At 61.1% G+C, this 15,622-nt stretch carries 13 protein-coding genes and 1 pseudogene; 8 read left to right on the top strand and 6 right to left on the bottom strand.

Translation table 11 applies throughout. The annotated features are described in order from the left end of the window. Nucleotides 1–291: 291 nt before the first annotated feature. On the top strand, nt 292–1,290 hold the full coding sequence (gene moaA, locus ACI5GA_RS27065; protein ID WP_404634667.1) for a GTP 3',8-cyclase MoaA: 999 nt from the start codon (nt 292–294) through the stop codon (nt 1,288–1,290). 45 nt (nt 1,291–1,335) lie between these two features. Continuing rightward, nucleotides 1,336–2,220 (top strand): annotated as a pseudogene (locus ACI5GA_RS27060) (LysR family transcriptional regulator). A gap of 313 nt (nt 2,221–2,533) precedes the next feature. On the opposite strand, the gene ACI5GA_RS27055 reads toward ACI5GA_RS27060, so the two are convergent. Next, on the bottom strand, nt 2,534–2,722 hold the full coding sequence (locus ACI5GA_RS27055; RefSeq protein WP_404634663.1) for a hypothetical protein: 189 nt from the start codon (nt 2,720–2,722) through the stop codon (nt 2,534–2,536). Between the two features lie 212 nt (nt 2,723–2,934). Between ACI5GA_RS27055 and ACI5GA_RS27050 the strand changes: the two genes are divergently transcribed. After that, nucleotides 2,935–4,752 (top strand): monovalent cation:proton antiporter-2 (CPA2) family protein, encoded by a 1,818-nt coding sequence (locus ACI5GA_RS27050; protein WP_421425050.1) that lies wholly within the window; start codon nt 2,935–2,937, stop codon nt 4,750–4,752. A gap of 21 nt (nt 4,753–4,773) precedes the next feature. On the opposite strand, the gene ACI5GA_RS27045 is transcribed toward ACI5GA_RS27050, so the two are convergent. Next, nucleotides 4,774–5,679: a LysR family transcriptional regulator gene (locus tag ACI5GA_RS27045; protein WP_421425048.1), complete on the bottom strand. Its 906-nt coding sequence runs from the start codon at nt 5,677–5,679 to the stop codon at nt 4,774–4,776. A gap of 114 nt (nt 5,680–5,793) precedes the next feature. Here ACI5GA_RS27045 and ACI5GA_RS27040 point away from each other — a divergent pair, with 114 nt between their 5' ends. Beyond that, nucleotides 5,794–6,648 (top strand): NmrA family NAD(P)-binding protein, encoded by an 855-nt coding sequence (locus tag ACI5GA_RS27040; RefSeq protein WP_421425046.1) that lies wholly within the window; start codon nt 5,794–5,796, stop codon nt 6,646–6,648. Here ACI5GA_RS27040 and ACI5GA_RS27035 read toward each other — a convergent pair whose 3' ends face one another. Beyond that, entirely contained in the window at nt 6,649–7,524 is an 876-nt protein-coding gene (locus tag ACI5GA_RS27035) for a LysR family transcriptional regulator (RefSeq protein ID WP_404634655.1), read from the bottom strand. A 227-nt stretch (nt 7,525–7,751) separates the two neighbouring features. On the opposite strand from ACI5GA_RS27035, the gene ACI5GA_RS27030 reads away from it, so the two are divergent. Beyond that, nucleotides 7,752–9,281, top strand: coding sequence for an MFS transporter (locus ACI5GA_RS27030; protein WP_404634653.1), 1,530 nt, complete (start codon nt 7,752–7,754; stop codon nt 9,279–9,281). Here ACI5GA_RS27030 and ACI5GA_RS27025 read toward each other — a convergent pair whose 3' ends face one another. Further along, a complete protein-coding gene (locus tag ACI5GA_RS27025; RefSeq protein ID WP_404634651.1) occupies nt 9,282–10,103 on the bottom strand; it encodes a helix-turn-helix domain-containing protein in 822 nt (273 codons plus the stop codon). It abuts the gene before it with no gap. A 142-nt stretch (nt 10,104–10,245) separates the two neighbouring features. Between ACI5GA_RS27025 and ACI5GA_RS27020 the strand changes: the two genes are divergently transcribed. Both ACI5GA_RS27020 and ACI5GA_RS27015 read left to right on the top strand, forming a co-directional pair. Further along, nucleotides 10,246–10,965, top strand: a complete 720-nt coding sequence (locus ACI5GA_RS27020) for a cysteine hydrolase (RefSeq protein ID WP_421425043.1) — start codon at nt 10,246–10,248, stop codon at nt 10,963–10,965. 323 nt (nt 10,966–11,288) lie between these two features. Further along, the gene (locus ACI5GA_RS27015) at nt 11,289–11,546 is read left to right on the top strand and encodes a DUF2790 domain-containing protein (RefSeq protein ID WP_404634647.1); all 258 of its coding nucleotides are present in this window, start codon (nt 11,289–11,291) and stop codon (nt 11,544–11,546) included. Here ACI5GA_RS27015 and ACI5GA_RS27010 read toward each other — a convergent pair whose 3' ends face one another. Then, nucleotides 11,547–12,683 carry a glycerate kinase gene (locus tag ACI5GA_RS27010; RefSeq protein ID WP_421425041.1) on the bottom strand — a complete coding sequence of 379 codons (1,137 nt, stop codon included), beginning with the start codon at nt 12,681–12,683 and terminating at the stop codon, nt 11,547–11,549. It abuts the gene before it with no gap. 297 nt (nt 12,684–12,980) lie between these two features. Between ACI5GA_RS27010 and ACI5GA_RS27005 the strand changes: the two genes are divergently transcribed. Continuing rightward, on the top strand, nt 12,981–14,186 hold the full coding sequence (locus tag ACI5GA_RS27005) for a diguanylate cyclase (RefSeq protein ID WP_421425039.1): 1,206 nt from the start codon (nt 12,981–12,983) through the stop codon (nt 14,184–14,186). A 146-nt stretch (nt 14,187–14,332) separates the two neighbouring features. Here ACI5GA_RS27005 and ACI5GA_RS27000 read toward each other — a convergent pair whose 3' ends face one another. After that, nucleotides 14,333–15,418 carry a CdaR family transcriptional regulator gene (locus ACI5GA_RS27000; protein ID WP_421425037.1) on the bottom strand — a complete coding sequence of 362 codons (1,086 nt, stop codon included), beginning with the start codon at nt 15,416–15,418 and terminating at the stop codon, nt 14,333–14,335. Between the last annotated feature and the right edge of the window lie 204 nt (nt 15,419–15,622).

The following is a 15,622-nucleotide window of genomic DNA, read 5'->3' as shown; positions in this document are numbered from 1 at the left end:
CGGTAGGAATAACTCAGCGATATTCGAGAAATACGGAATATCTGCGGTGTGCCAAAAACACTAAGCCCCGTTGAAAAGACTGTCCAATCGCTATTAACGACCAGACGATAAGCGATATCGATCATCACCTGACACCTATACATCGGGATGAGTCGCTATATATAAATGTTTATATTGATAGCGTGATAGATGTTACTTATCGTCCAGTCATTCGTAGTGATTGGACGCGCCTGCACCCCCTGATTATTCTGAACGCCTGATCCATCTTTCCGGCATCACCGAGAGGCGGCCATGTCTCATCCCACGCTCACCGATACGTTCGCTCGCAAGGTCGACTACTTGCGAATGTCGGTCACTGACCGCTGCGATTTTCGCTGCGTGTACTGCATGGCCGAGGACATGACATTTCTGCCGCGCCAGCAAGTACTCAGCACGGATGAACTGTTCCAGGTGGCGCAAAGCTTCGTCGCACTGGGCACCCGCAAAATCCGTCTGACCGGGGGTGAGCCGCTGGTACGGCCGGGCATCGTCGAACTGTGCGAACGCATCGCCGCCCTGCCCGGCCTACAGGAACTGTGCATGACCACCAACGGTTCGCAGCTGGAAAAACTGGCCGGGTCGCTGAAAGAAGCAGGCGTCAAACGCCTGAACGTCAGCCTGGACAGCCTGAACCCTGCGCGCTTTCGCGAGTTGACCCGCACGGGTGACTTGCACAAGGTCATCGCCGGGCTGGACGCCGCGTGGGATGCGGGCTTCCGGCAGACCAAGCTCAACTGCGTGGTGATGAAAGGCCGCAACGATGACGAGATCATCGACCTGATCGAGTTCGCCATCGACCGACATCTGGACATCACCTTCATCGAGGAAATGCCGCTGGGCATCATCCACGAACACAGCCGTAAAGAAGCATTTTTCTCCAGTGATCAGGTTCGTCTATCAATTGAGCAGAAATACCCTCTGCTTGACTCCGCTGAAACCACTCGCGGTCCGTCCCGTTATTGTCGCCCTGCCGATGCGCCGCATATTCGAATCGGTTTCATTTCGCCCCACAGTCATAACTTTTGCGCCACGTGCAACCGTGTTCGTTTAACCGTTGAAGGTCGCCTGTTGTTATGCCTTGGCAATGAACACTCTGCCGACCTTAAACAGGTACTTCGCAACTTTCCTCATCAACCGGAACCGCTTGAGCGGGCGATCATAGAAGCCATGAAACTCAAACCGTATCGTCATGACTTCAAACTCAATGATGAGGTGCAACTGGTTCGTTTCATGAACATGACCGGTGGCTGATCCCGACACCCCGCGACAACTCCCCCCTTTCCAGACAGGCTCCGCATGGACATCAAACAGCTCAAATTCCTGCTTGCGCTGGAAGAGACGCGGCATTTCGGGCAGGCCGCTGCGCGCTGCAATATCACTCAACCGACCCTGTCCATGCGCTTGCGCAATCTGGAATAGGAACTGGACGTGGTGCTGGTCAATCGCGGCCAGCGTTTCGAAGGGTTTACCGAAACCGGTGAACGGGTGCTGGCCTGGGCGCGAACGCTGCTCGCCGCGCATGACGGCCTGTTCGCCGAAGTCGCGGCCTGTCGCGGGCAACTGGTGGGCAACGTGCGGATCGGCATGGTGCCGCTGAGCAGCTTCAACCCGACCGGCTGCATGCAACACCTGGCGTCGGTGTTCCCGGAGCTGACGTTTTCGGTGTCATCGCTGAGCAGCGACGAGATCATCGAAGGGCTGGCCAACAACCAGCTCGATCTGGGGATCTGCTACCTGGACCGGGTCAATCGCAACTACTTTGCGTTCTTCGAAGCGGGTTCGACCCAAGTGGGCTTGCTGTATGACCAGCGCCATTTCCAGTTCGAGGGCAACGAAATCACCTGGCAGGCCGCCGCCGAACTGCCACTGGGGATGATCACCGATGGCATGCACTACCGAAAATCCATCGACCTGAGCTTCCACAGCCGCAGTTTGCATCCGCGCGCCGTGTTGCAAAGCGACTCGACGTTCCAGCTGCTGCAAGCGGTGAGCGCGGGCTTTTGTTGCGCAGTCATGCCGATGGACAGCGGTATCGAAACCGGTGACAACCACCTGGCGTTCATGAAACTGCCCGACGCGGGCATTCTCACGCCGCTAGGGATCGTCATGCGCGCCACCGAACCGCGCTCGGCCATTGCCGAACAGTGCTATGCCGAGGCGCGCGCGTTTTACCAAAAGTGAAGCGCGTTCGGGTCCGTGCTCGTCAGCCCGGCGGAATGGTCGCCAGCAGGCCGATGGAGATGGTCAGCGCCAGAAAGCCCAGTAGAAACAGCGTCATCTTGCCCATGAAAATCACCTCTCAAGGTTCGCGATACAGACGACTCAATCGTCCGACTGCGTTGGCCCGCCTCGTGATTGAGGCTGGGGATGGCGTTCATTGTGGGCTTTCGGTCTGTTTCAATACAGCGCCAGATATTGGAGAAAAATACGGATCAGATGCCTGTTTGCCTCTCTGATCGGCGCACACATGACGCCGATCAGCGAGGTTCAGTGTTCAGCGCTTGACCTTGCGCCGCAGAATGCCGTTGAGCACCACCACGACGACGGCGATGAACATGGCGATGTACTGGAAAGTCTTTTGGTCCAGCACACCAATGGTTTGTAGGTGCGACAGGCCAAGCATGATCACCAGAACGCTCAGGGCGATGGCGATCGAATAAATAAGACGCTGTTTGTGGGTCATTGCGGGGTCCTGAAAACGGGTAAAGATCATTTGCACGAGGGCAAATGCGTGCGCCATCTTACGCCGTCACAAAGGTGATAGCACCCCGCTCATGCAGACCCGATACTGCGACGAAGCGTCTCGCCTGCGAAACCTTGACACATCGCCGTGGTTTAATACCGGCACATTACGCTTCACGTATGAAATTTCCCTGTCGTTGAAAGGAGTCCCCAATGCCCCATGAAGGCAGCCTGCTACAGGCCGCAGTCGTGTTTCTGCTCGCCGCCGTTTTGACCGTCCCGCTGGCCAAGCGCCTGCAACTGGGAGCGGTGATCGGCTATCTGATTGCGGGGGTCATCATCGGCCCGTCAGGCCTGGGTCTGATCGGCAACCCGCAGAGCGTCGCTCACATTTCCGAACTCGGCGTGGTCCTGCTGCTGTTCATCATTGGCCTTGAGCTGTCGCCGAAACGCCTGTGGGTGATGCGCAAATCGGTGTTTGGCGTGGGTCTGGCGCAGGTGCTGCTGACCGGATTGGTGATCGGCACCGTGGCCCTGCTCGGTTTTGGCCAGCCGCTGAACAGCGCGGTGATTCTGGGCCTGGGTCTGGCGCTGTCTTCCACGGCGTTTGGCTTGCAGAGCCTGGCCGAGCGCAAGGAATTGAACGCGCCCCATGGCCGTCTGGCGTTTGCCATTCTGCTGTTTCAGGACATCGCCGCAATCCCGCTGATTGCGTTGGTCCCGATGCTTGCCGGTGGTGACCACGACGCGTCGTCCAGCGATTCGCTGCGTCACGGTCTGCAAGTGCTCGGTGGCATCGCGGTGGTGGTGATCGGCGGACGCTATCTGCTGCGCCCCGTGTTTCGTATCGTCGCCAAGACCAAGCTGCAGGAAGTGTCCACCGCCACCGCGTTGCTGGTGGTGATCGGCACCGCCTGGCTGATGGATCTGGTGGGCGTGTCGATGGCCCTGGGCGCCTTCCTCGCCGGTTTGCTGCTGGCGGATTCGGAATACCGCCATGAGCTGGAATCGCAGATCGAGCCATTCAAAGGCTTGCTGCTGGGCCTGTTCTTCATCAGCGTGGGCATGGGCGCCAACCTCGACCTGCTGCTGAGTTCTCCCGTGACAGTGCTGGCGCTGACGGTGCTGTTGATCGCGCTGAAATTGCCGCTGCTGTTCTTCGTTGGCCGCATGGCCGGTGGGCTGGGCGCGCAAAGTGCGTTGCGTCTGGGCCTGGTGCTGGCCGCGGGCGGTGAATTCGCCTTCGTGGTGTTCAAGATCGGTCGCGATCAGGGCCTGTTCGACGCCGGTCTGTACGACACGCTGGTGCTGACGATCACCCTGTCCATGGCCCTGACGCCACCTCTGTTGCTGATCATGTCGCGCTGGCTGAAACCCAAGCCGGTGGTCAAGGAAGTGCCCGACGAATACAAGGAGATCGAGTCTGACGATCCGCGTGTGGTCATCGCGGGCATGGGCCGGATGGGGCAAATCGTGGCGCGTATCCTGCGTGCGCAGAAGATCCCGTTCATTGCGCTGGACACCTCGGTGGAAACCATCGAGTTCACCCGCAGTTTCGGTAATGTGCCGGTGTTCTACGGCGACCCGCTGCGCCCGGAAATCCTGCGCGCAGCCAAGGTCGATCAGGCCGAGTACTTCGTGATTGCCACGGATGACCCGGACACCAACATCAAGACCGCCGAGCTGGTGCGCAAGTTGTACCCGCACCTGAAGATCATCGCCCGCGCCCGTAACCGTCAACACGTGCATCGCCTGATGGACCTGGATGCGCAAGCCGTGCGGGAAACCTTCTACTCCAGCCTTGAGATGACCCGTCGCACGCTGATCGGGCTGGGCCTGAGCGAAGCCCAGGCCGCGGCGCGGATCAACCGCTTCAAGCGTCACGACGAGCAGGTGCTCAATCGCCAGCACGTGATCTACGACGACGCCGCGAAGGTCATGCAAAGTGCGCTGGAGGCGCGCAAGGAATTGGCCGAACTGTTCGAGTCCGACCGCATGGACGAGGAAGCCGAGCAGGCCGCCAAAGGCTGACAGGCGTTTCGACCGCTCGGTCTAACGGCTGAGCGCGACGACAAACTCAAGAAACGCCCTCACCTTCGCCGGGGGCAAGTGCCGGGACGGGTACACCGCGTACAGCGCAAAGTGCTCGTCCTGCCAGTCTGGAAACAGCTCCACCAGACGCCCGTCGCGAATCGCCGCTTCCACGCCCAGTTCCAGCACCTGCGCCACCGCCTGCCCCTGCTCGCAGATGCGATGCATGGTGCCTACATCGTTGACCATCAAGCGCCCACGGGTGTTAACGAATAATCGCTCACTGCCGCGATGAAACTCCCACGCGAAGGGACGCCCGCTCTGCGGGTCACGGAAATCGATGCAGACATGCTCAGGGCTCTCCAGCTCGCTCGGGTGCTGCGGTCTGCCGTGTTTTTTCAAGTACGCCGGGGACGCGACAGTCAGCACACGGGTCTTGAGCAATTGGCGCCCCACCAATGACGACGAGGGCTGTTCACCAAAGCGGACGGCCAGATCGACCCCGTCGGCGATGAGGTCGCCCATCTGCTCACGGGTGATCAGGTCCAGCTCAAGCTCTGGGTAGGTCGCCATGAAATCCCCCAGCGCCGGGGCCAGGATCAGGCGTGAGAAATACGGATCGACATTGACCCGCAAACGCCCGCGCACCGCTGCGGCGCTGCCGGATGCCGACGTTGCGGCGTCCTCCAGCCCCGCGAGCAGAGGGGCGATTTGTTCGTAAAGACGCCGCCCTTCATCGGTCAACTTGACCGAGCGCGTGGTGCGATCGAACAGACGAATGCCCAACCGCGATTCAAGACGACTCACCGCGCGGCTGACCCCGGACGGGGTCATGTCCAGCGCATCGGCGGCCTTGGCAAAACTGCCCGTATCGACCACCGCCGACAGCACGCCCATACCACTGACCAAACGTCCATCGACACTCATTGATGATTCTCCGGCATGAATGCAATGACACTCATGCTATCGAAGAATCGTCAGTGCTGACGCACTCTTTCTGCAACGGCGACACACGGTCGCCTCAGACTGAGGAACGGGTTCATGTACACGATCATGGGTGTGACCGGACAGGTGGGCAGCGCAGTGGCGCACCAATTGTTGGCCGCGGGCAAGCCGGTGCGCGCGGTGGTGCGCAGTACCGAGAAAGGCCAGGTGTGGGCAGAACGTGGCTGTGAGGTGGCCATTGCTGACGTGAACGATGTGTCGGCGCTGACCGAGGCGTTTCAGAACAGTACGGCGATGTTCATTCTCCTGCCGCCCAATTTTTCCCCGTCCGAAGGTTTCCCGGAAACCCGTCAGGTGATCGCCCATCTGCACGAAGCGCTGGCCACGGCGCAGCCCGGCAAAGTGGTGTGCATTTCGACCATTGGCGCCCAGGCCACGCAGCCGAATCTGCTCAACCAACTGCAACTGCTGGAAAACAGCCTGAGCACGTTGGCATTGCCGGTGACCTTTCTGCGCCCCGGCTGGTTCATGGAGAACTGCCTGTGGGACATCGAGCCTGCCGTGCGCGAAGGTGTGATTCCCAGCTTCCTCCAGCCCCTCGACAAAGCCGTGCCGATGATCGCCACCGCCGACGTTGGACGGGTGGCCGCTGAATTGTTGCAGGAACACTGGTTCGGCAAACGCATCGTCGAACTGGAGGGTGAACACGTGACGCCGCTGCACATCGCCAACACCTTCAGCGAACTGCTGGGCAAACCGGTGACCACTGAAGCGGTGCCGCGTGAGACGTGGCAGGCGCTGTTCACGGCTCAGGGCATGAGCAATCCCTTGCCACGCATGCAAATGCTCGACGGTTTCAACGAAGGCTGGATTCGTTTCGAAGGCGTGCCCCGCCAGGGCAAGGTCGGCTTGAAGACCGTGTTGCAGGGCTTGCTGGCGCGACAGACGTGATCACGCCTCCCGCGACTGTTTTACGTGCTCGATGAAACGCATCACCACGGGTGCCTTTTCGTAACGGCGGTGGATCAGCGACAGGTAGGAGGTGGGCTGGCAGTCATCGATGCGCCGGTACAGCACGTTGCGCAAGCGGATGTGGTCGACCACCGATTCGGGCACCACGGCCACGCCCTGCCCCAGACTGACCAAGGCCACAACCGAGACCAGACTGCCCGGTTGTGGCCCCAGGGTCGGGGCAAACCCGCCCTGGGCCGCGACATCCAGCGTGCCGGAAATCTGCTCGGGCAGGATGAACGTCTCGTTTTGCAGGTGCACGGCGTTGATGCTGACCAGCTTGCACAGCCAGGACGTGTCCGGCAGCGCGAGGGCGAAGCCTTCGGTCAGCAGCTTCACGGCGCTGACTGAATCCGGCAGGGTCATGGGCGAACGAATGAAGCCCACGTCCAGCCGTCCCTCTTCGATCATCCGGGGCAACGACGGCATCAACTGTTCGGTGATGGCGAAATCCACGTCGGGATGGCGCTGGCGAAAGTCGCCGACCTGGCGCTGCAACACCCCGGAAAACACCGCTGACGCCACGTACCCCAATTCGATTTTCCCCGCTTCGCCACGCCCGGCGCGCTGCACGTTGTACTGCGCGGTCTCGAATTGGCGGACGGCCAGCTCAGCCTCGATTTGTAAGGCCCGGCCCGCGTCGGTCAAACGCACCTCTCGCTGCTCACGCACGAACAGCCGCGTGCCCAATGCACTTTCCAGGTCCTGGATCTGCCGTGTCAGCGTGGGCGGCGCAATGCCCAGCTGTTCAGCGGCACGGGTGAAATGCCGGTGTCGGGCGACGGCGAGGAAGTAGCGGAAATGGCGGATTTCCATGATGCGTTACCTTTCAGGTAATGAATTCGTTCAGGTCGGCTAACGAAGCATACGCCTTCCGGCGATATTCTGAAGCCTCAACAAACCCTCTGTAGGAGCGAGCTTGCTCGCGATCGCGATCGATCCGTCACACGTCTATCGACTGACACACCGCCATCGCGAGCAAGCTCGCTCCTACAGGTTTGCGGTTTCCATTAGTTTTGATCTAACGCTTGCCGGAGCCTGCCATGTCATCTCCTTCCCCCCGCATGACCTTGCTCACCGCCTCTGGCGTGTGCTCGCTGATCGTGCTCGACACCAACATCGTCGCGGTGACCTTGCCCAGTATCGCCCGGGACCTGGGTGCCGGTTTCGCCGACATCGAGTGGGTGGTCAGCGCCTACATGCTGGCCTTTGCTGCACTGTTGTTGCCCGCAGGCAGCCTGGCTGACCGCTTCGGCCGCAAGAAAATGCTGCTCACAGGCCTGGTGCTGTTCATTCTCGCGTCCATCGGCTGCGGGGCCGCGCCGAATATCCTGTTTCTCGACATCGCCCGGGCCATCAAGGGCGTCGGGGCGGCGTTGCTGTTGACCTCGGCACTGGCAACCATCGGCCATGTCTTTCATGACGAAACCGAGCGGGCCAAGGCCTGGGCGTTCTGGGGTGCGTGCATGGGCGTGGCCATGACCGCTGCACCCACCATCGGCGGCCTGATCGCTGAAGGGGTGGGCTGGCGCTGGATTTTCTTTCTCAACTTGCCGGTCGGTCTGGCGCTGTTGGGCCTGGTGATGCGCCACATCGGCGAGTCGCGTAATGAACAGTCAGCGCGTCTTGATCCGGCGGGCAGCCTGTTTTTCAGCGCCAGCCTGTTGAGCCTGATCTGGGGCCTGATCGAAGCCAACCGCATTGGCTGGGACAACCCGCTGACCTTCACCCGGCTGGCAGGCGGCGCACTGTTGCTGGGCCTGTTTGTGCTGGCGGAACGTGTGCAGCGTCGCCCGATGGTGGATCTGCACCTATTCAAATACCCGCGTTTCATTGGCGCCCTGCTGGGCATGTTCGCCTACGCAGGCTGCGCGCAAGTGATGATGACGTTGCTGCCGTTCTACCTGCAAAACGGTCTGGGTTTCAGCGCCATCGGTTCGGGACTGGGGATGCTGCCCTTCGCGATCACCATGCTGCTGTGCCCGCGCCTGGGGCCACGGCTGTCTCGGCATCTCTCGCCTGCGGCCATGATGGCGTTGGGGCTGACGCTGGTCAGTCTGGGCAATCTGCTGTGCGCGTGGGCCACGGCCATCGGCGGCTATCCCGCTTTTGCGCTGGCCATGGCGATCACGGGCGCAGGCGCCGGGTTGCTCAATGGCGACACCCAGAAAAACATCATGGCCTGCGTGCCTCGCGAGCGCACCGGCATGGCGTCGGGCATGAGCACCACCATGCGGTTCAGCTCGATCATGCTGGCGGTGGGCGTCTACGGCGCGCTGCTGGCCAGCCACACCCTCAGCGCGTTGAACGTCAATCTGCGACATGACGCGCCTGAATGGCTGGACCGCGCTGAATACATGGCCTCGCGGGTGGTGGCCGGGGACATGACAGCCGCCCTGCAAACCCTGGACGTCAGCGCTCGCCAGGTCGTCCAGCCACTGGCGCAGCAGGCGTTTGTCAGCGGTTTCGGTTCGGTGCTGTGGGTGGCCGGGTGTGTCGGCCTGCTGGCCGCGCTGGTGGTGGGGACGTTGATGCGCAAACCGATCCCTGTGGTGCGCTTGCAGGCCGCCTGATCAGTTCTGCCGCTTGAGCCACTCGCCGGGCGGCAGTCCCATTTCCTGAGTGAACGCCTTGCTCAACGCGGCCTGGGAGCTGTAGCCCACCGAAGCAGCGACGATCTTGAGTTTCACTCCTTGCTTCATCAAGTCCCGGGCCAGCTTCATGCGCCAGGCGGTGAGGTAGGCAATCGGTGAAACGCCCACCACCTTGAGAAACTGCGCGGAAAATTTGCTGCGCGACATGCAGGCCAGTTCCGCCAGTTGCTTGAGGGTCCATTCCTGATCCGGATTGAGATGAATGGCGTTGATCGCCTTGCCCAATTGCGGGTCGAGGATCGCGCTCAACCCGCCACGGGCGATCATGCCCTCTTCGATTGCACGCCGGACCAGCACAATCAAGATGTACTCAAAGAGCACGCTCAGTCCCTTGCGATGCCCCGCGCCCCGTGTGCGGTATTCGGCGAGCAATGCCTGAATCACCGGCACCAGCGGATCGATGTCCCGAAACGGGAACACCAGCGTGTCAGTGACGCCCAGCGGAAAGGAACGGCTCAGGCTCACACCGAACTCGAAGGTGGCGCAGATGATGTCGGCGCCCTGCTCGGTCGTGGGCTGCAACGCGTAGCGACAGGTGCTCGGACAGAGCAGCACGGTCGGCCCGTCCAGTTCGATGCGCGGGTGGCCGGGGCGGATCAGGTCCAGCCCGCCGTTCTCCACGATGTGAATGAACGCCGTGCCGTCCGGCTTGTTGATGTCCAGGGTGTCAAACACCGTCCCGGCGTAAAACAGTCGACCGTTCATGTGAATGCGTTCGAAAAACTCAGATAACGCGTCCATTGAGTCTCTTCAGGCAAAAAAGGCGGACGCCGGGACAAAACCGCATCGGCGCAAAGGACGAGGATAGCCTCACTTGCAGGCCACCCGGCGCACCCCGCAGGCCGCGCCCGCAAGAGATTATTCCAATCCGAGGAGCGTCACAATGAGCACCGATTCGAGCATCAAAGCGATTTATCGCGACCCTGAAAACGCCGTACTGCCTGACGTCGGCCTGAAGCTGGACCTGTCACGCACAGCGTTGGTGGTGATCGACCCGCAAGTGGATTTTCTCAGCCCCAACGGCGTGACGTGGGCATTGGTGGGCAACAGCGTCACAGAAAACGGCGTTGTCGGCCATCTGGGGCAGTTGTTCGAGGCCGCGAAAAATGCCGGCATTACCGTAGCCGTCTCACCTCATTATTACTACCCCTGCGATCACCAGTGGGAGCACGGCGGGCCGCTGGAAAAAATGATGCACGACATCGGCATGTTCGACCGAGTCTCGCCACTGGACCTGAGCGGGTTCGACGGCTCCGGCGCCGACTTCATGCCGCAGTACAAGCCGTTCATCCTCGATGGCAAGACCATCATCTGCTCACCGCACAAGGTCTACGGCCCGCAAACCAATGACCTGACCTTGCAGTTGCGCAAAAAAGGCGTGTCGCAGGTGATTCTGGCGGGCATGGCGGCCAACTTGTGCGTCGAGTCGCACTTGCGGGATCTGGTGGAACAGGGTTTCGAGGTGATCGTGGTGCGTGATGCGACGGCGGCGCCGCAGATTCCCGAGGGCGATGGCTATCACGCGGCGCTGATCAACTATCGGTTCATTGCCAGTGCGCTGTGGACGACTGAGCAGGTAGTGGAGCGGTTGCAGAATCCGTAACAGCCTTTGGCGGTTGACCATGCCTGTGGGAGTCGGCCGCTGGCGAAAGCGGTCTCTCAGCAAACAATGGCGGCGTCTTGCCCTACGCTTTCGCCACCAAGGCGGCTCCCACTGGTTAAGCGTCGAACAGAGGAATTGAACTCGATGCAATTCTTGTGGGAGCCGCCTTGGTGGCGAAAGCGGTTGCCAACCAGAATAGAATTTCCCAAAGGCTCTGCGCAGGACGTGGCCTGGCTGAATTTTCCAGGCCGAGGGAATAACCTTCCCCGGGCTTCGTCATACGGGCTCAAGAAAGTCATTGACCCGTTATGAGGAAGCCCACCATGAAAACCACCCTGATCGCCCTGACCCTGGCCGCCCTGAGCAGTGTTGCCCTGACCGCCCACGCCGGGACAAAAAACATGCCGCAGGTCGAGGAATACACCTACGGCAGCAAGGTCGACATCGCAGAAGTCACCAAGACCCCGAACCTGAACTTCTGCGGCGTGCGCCCGGTCGATCTCGGTTATGTCGATCATATGGGCAAAGCCCACACTTTGCGTTACGAAACCAGCGGCAACACCTGTCTGGGCGACAACTGATCAGCGCGCTGCCAGTTGCCACACCCGCGCCAGATCCCGCGCGCGGTCATGCAACAGCGACGCCGCATTCTGACAGGCCTGTTCCAGTGTCATTGGTCCGCTGGCCAACGCGAAGGCAGCACTGATGCCGTGCTCATAGAGCTCGGCATAACCGTCGCCCAACGTCCCGGCCAGCACGATCACCGGCACGCCCTTGCGACGAGCAATCTTCGCCACGCCGAAGGGGGTTTTGCCACGCAGGGTCTGAGCGTCGAAACGGCCCTCGCCCGTGATCACCAGATCAGCGTCTTCCAGCGCTTCGGCCAGCCCCGTGAGATCGGCAACGACCTCGACGCCGGGACGGAATGAAGCGTTGAGGTAAGCCTTGGCCGCAAAGCCCATTCCGCCAGCCGCGCCACTGCCAGGGTGTTCGCTGTCGTCCTTGCCCAGCACCTGGGCGGACACGTCGGCGAAGTGCCCCAGCGCAGCGTCCAGCGCCAGCACTTGTTCAGGGGAAGCGCCCTTCTGCGGGCCGAAGATATGCGATGCGCCTTGAGGGCCGCACAGCGGGTTGTTGACGTCGGCGGCGACTTCGAACTGCACGTCGCTCAAGCGGCTGTCCAGTTTCGTCAGGTCGATGTGCGCAACACGCGCCAGCGCCAGTCCGCCCGGTGGCAGTGACTGGCCGTCGGCATCCAGAAAGCGCGCACCCAACGCTGACAGCATGCCCGTGCCCGCATCGTTGGTGGCACTGCCGCCGATGGCGAGAATGATGCGTTGCGCGCCCGCGTCCAGCGCGGCGGCGATCAATTGTCCGGTGCCGTAAGTCGTGGTGATGGTGGCGTCACGCTGCTCCAGGGTCAGCATTTGCAGGCCGCTGGCCATGGCCATTTCGATGATTGCGGTGCGGGTGTCGGCCAGCCAGCCCCATTGCGCCTGAGCCGGCTGCCCCAGTGGGCCACTGACCGAATTCGTCATCCATTGCCCGCCACAGGCCGCCAGCACCGCTTCGATGGTGCCCTCGCCGCCATCAGCCATCGGGCACTCCACCAACCGCGCATCGGGCCAGACGTCGCGCAGACCACTGGCAATCGCCTGAGCCACCCCTTGGGCGCTGAGGCTGTCCTTGAAGGAATCCGGGGCGATGACGATATTCATGGTTATTCTCCTTGTTCGATAGTCGCGATCTTCGCACGGCTGTCGGGATTTTCCGCCAGCCCTTCGCACAATCGCACCCGCCACGGGTTGTTCATCCGAACAAAAACGCGGCGGGTCATGGACGGCGGTCGACGGTTTGGGCGCGGTTCTCTATAACGTCATCTGTGGCGCGGACGATTCAGCCACCTGCCCCGGCAAATATGACACTATATAGCCACTATTTTTTTAGGGTCTATGGCGATTGCGTGACCGCTGCCCACGTCGGTCGTCGCCCCTCATGATGAAAGCCGCAGTCCTATGCTTCTGAACGATCCGGTCACCCTGCTTTTCATCATCATCCCCTTCGGGCTCATGACCACGCTGATGCTGTGCCTGTCGTATGTGGGTACCCGCCGTCACCGTGCGCCGCTGCATTGGTGGATCGCCGGAGACCTGGTGCTGGCCGCCTATCGTGCCGTCGATCTGCTGCAACCGGGTGTCGTTTCCCCAGGTTATGAGTGGCTGGGGCTGCTGGCCCCGCAGACGGCGTTCATTGCCAACACGGGCGGCCTGTTGCTGGCCATCAGTTGCCATACCCTGGCGCTGCATCAATTGGCCAACCGCCGACGGAGCATCGCGTGGCACCTGCGCATGCTGTTGACGCCCGTGCTGGCCTACGCCATGGGTGCCAGTGTGCTGTTGCACAACGTCTACATGCTGTCGTGGTTCTTCCTGTTCTGCGTCTTGACCATCGGCCTGCAATGTTGCGTGACCTGGCCACTGCGTCGGCGTTTTCGCGGCGCCTGGGCGCTGTTGGCCGGGCATGTCGCGCTGCTGATTTTCCACGCCGACAACGCGATCACTCTCGCACTCGCCCCTCCGCCGCCCTTGAGCTTCGATGAACCGGACATGTTCTCCCTGCCCGCGCTGGCGATGGATTTCATGGTTTCGTTTCTCTTCACCCTGAGCTTTGCCCTGATGCTGCAAGAACAGTTGCGCCAGCAAGTGGTGCAACTGAGCATCACCGACACCCTGACCGGCGCGCTGAACCGGCGCGGCGCGGTGTCGACCATTCTTCAGGAAGAGCGGCGCCAGAGCGGTTCACAGCGTTACCCGCTGTCCGTGGCGATGGTCGATCTGGACAATTTCAAGCGCATCAACGATCAATATGGGCATTCAGTGGGCGACACCGCGCTGCAAGTGTTTGCCCAGACCGTGACGCGCCTGATGCGCAAGGACGATGTGTTCGTGCGCTGGGGTGGCGAGGAGTTTTTGCTGGTGTTCCCCGGCACGGACGTGCAGCAGGCGCAGGCCTTCATGAAGCGCTTGCGCGACGCCCTCGATAACCGGCCTCGCACCGCTGAGCTGCCCTTTCAGATCGGGTTCAGTGCCGGGCTCGTGCAAACCGCAGCCATGAACAGCCGCGAGGATTTCGAGACATTATTGCGCGCCGTCGACAAAGCGCTGTACCGGGCCAAGCAGGTGCGTGGCCGGGTTGAGGTGGTTGAGGCGGTGGACCTTTAATCTTTGCTTGAGACCACCACTGCCCCTGTGGGAGCGAATTCATTCGCGAAAAATCGTCCAGGCGACAGAGATGCATCGCCGATACAACCGCATCGCGAATGAATTCGTTCCCACAGGGTTGAAACCCGACCGCTACTGATAAAACGCTATCGCGGCATCATCTGCATCCCCAGATACAGGCGCAGCAACTCGTCCGTCCGGTAAGGATCACAACCGCTGAGTTCGGCGATCTTTTCCAGCCGGTAGCGCAAGCTGTTGCGATGAATGCCCAACGCGTCGGCGCAGGCCTGGCTCTCGCCGCTGTAATCGAACCAGGCGCGCAAGGTCTCGAGCAATTGCCCCTGCCCTTGCAGCCCCAGCAGCGGTTGGGCGACGCCTTCGGCCAGCCAGTCATGCCGGTTGCGCCAGAACAACACCGCCAGACGATGATTCGCCAGCCGCAGCAGCCGCTGTTGCGGTTGCACCTGACGGGCGTAATCCAGCAGATCCCGTGCTGCCGCGCAGGCATGGCGCAGGTCGCTCAAATCGCTGGACGGATCAACCGTCGCCATGCGCACCACCGGCCACCCCTGTTCGTCAAACTGATCCAGCAGCAACGCATCATCACGGTCCTTGCCCGCCGCCCGGCACCAGTGAATCAGACGAGGCTCGCACGACACGCACCAACTGTTGGCGTAGCGCCCGTTCAGCCACGCCGCCAACTGCCCGGCGTATGCGGCATCGTCAGGCAGTTCGATCAACACGGCCTGACGCGGCAAATGTGGCTGCAAGCCCAATTTCTCGGCCTCATCGATCAAATGCCCGGCGCTGTCACCCAACAACAGGCGCGCCAGCAAATCCTCACTGCGCTGATGCCGCCAATGCTGATCGGCCTGCTGACGACGATGCTCCATCAACATTTCGGCGGTCATCTTCACCAACTCGGCATAGACCCGCACCTGCTCCGGATCGCCGGTAATGCCCAGGACGCCGACCAGTTGCTGATCCAGCATCAACGGCAGGTTCACCCCCGGCCGCACGCCGTTCAGTTGTTTGGCGGTATGGGAGTCGATTTCCACCACCCGACGGTTGGCCAGCACCAGTTGCGCACCTTCGTGCCGGGTATACAGGCGCTCGGCCTCGCCACTGCCGATGATGATGCCCAGGTAATCCATCACGTTGACGTTGCAGGGCAAAATCGCCATCGCGCGGTCAACGATGTCTTGGGCCAGCGCGTGATCAAAGGCGAACATAGGGGACGTCCGAAAGCTGGGGAATAAGAAGAGGCATACACATCACGTATTGTTTTTTTAGGTAACGGGAGTCTGCCTGATTTTTGCGCTGGGTTCTCCCATGGCGATGGGTATGGTGATGCCCTGGTGACGCCCACAGGGTGAGCATTCGCTTTTTTTAGCTCCTGCTTTTGCTCTTCATACGCAAATAGCCCAAGCACCTGC

Source organism: Pseudomonas sp. Pseu.R1 (assembly GCF_045764065.1).
Lineage (GTDB): Bacteria > Pseudomonadota > Gammaproteobacteria > Pseudomonadales > Pseudomonadaceae > Aquipseudomonas.
This window is presented reverse-complemented; position numbering and strand designations above follow the sequence as displayed.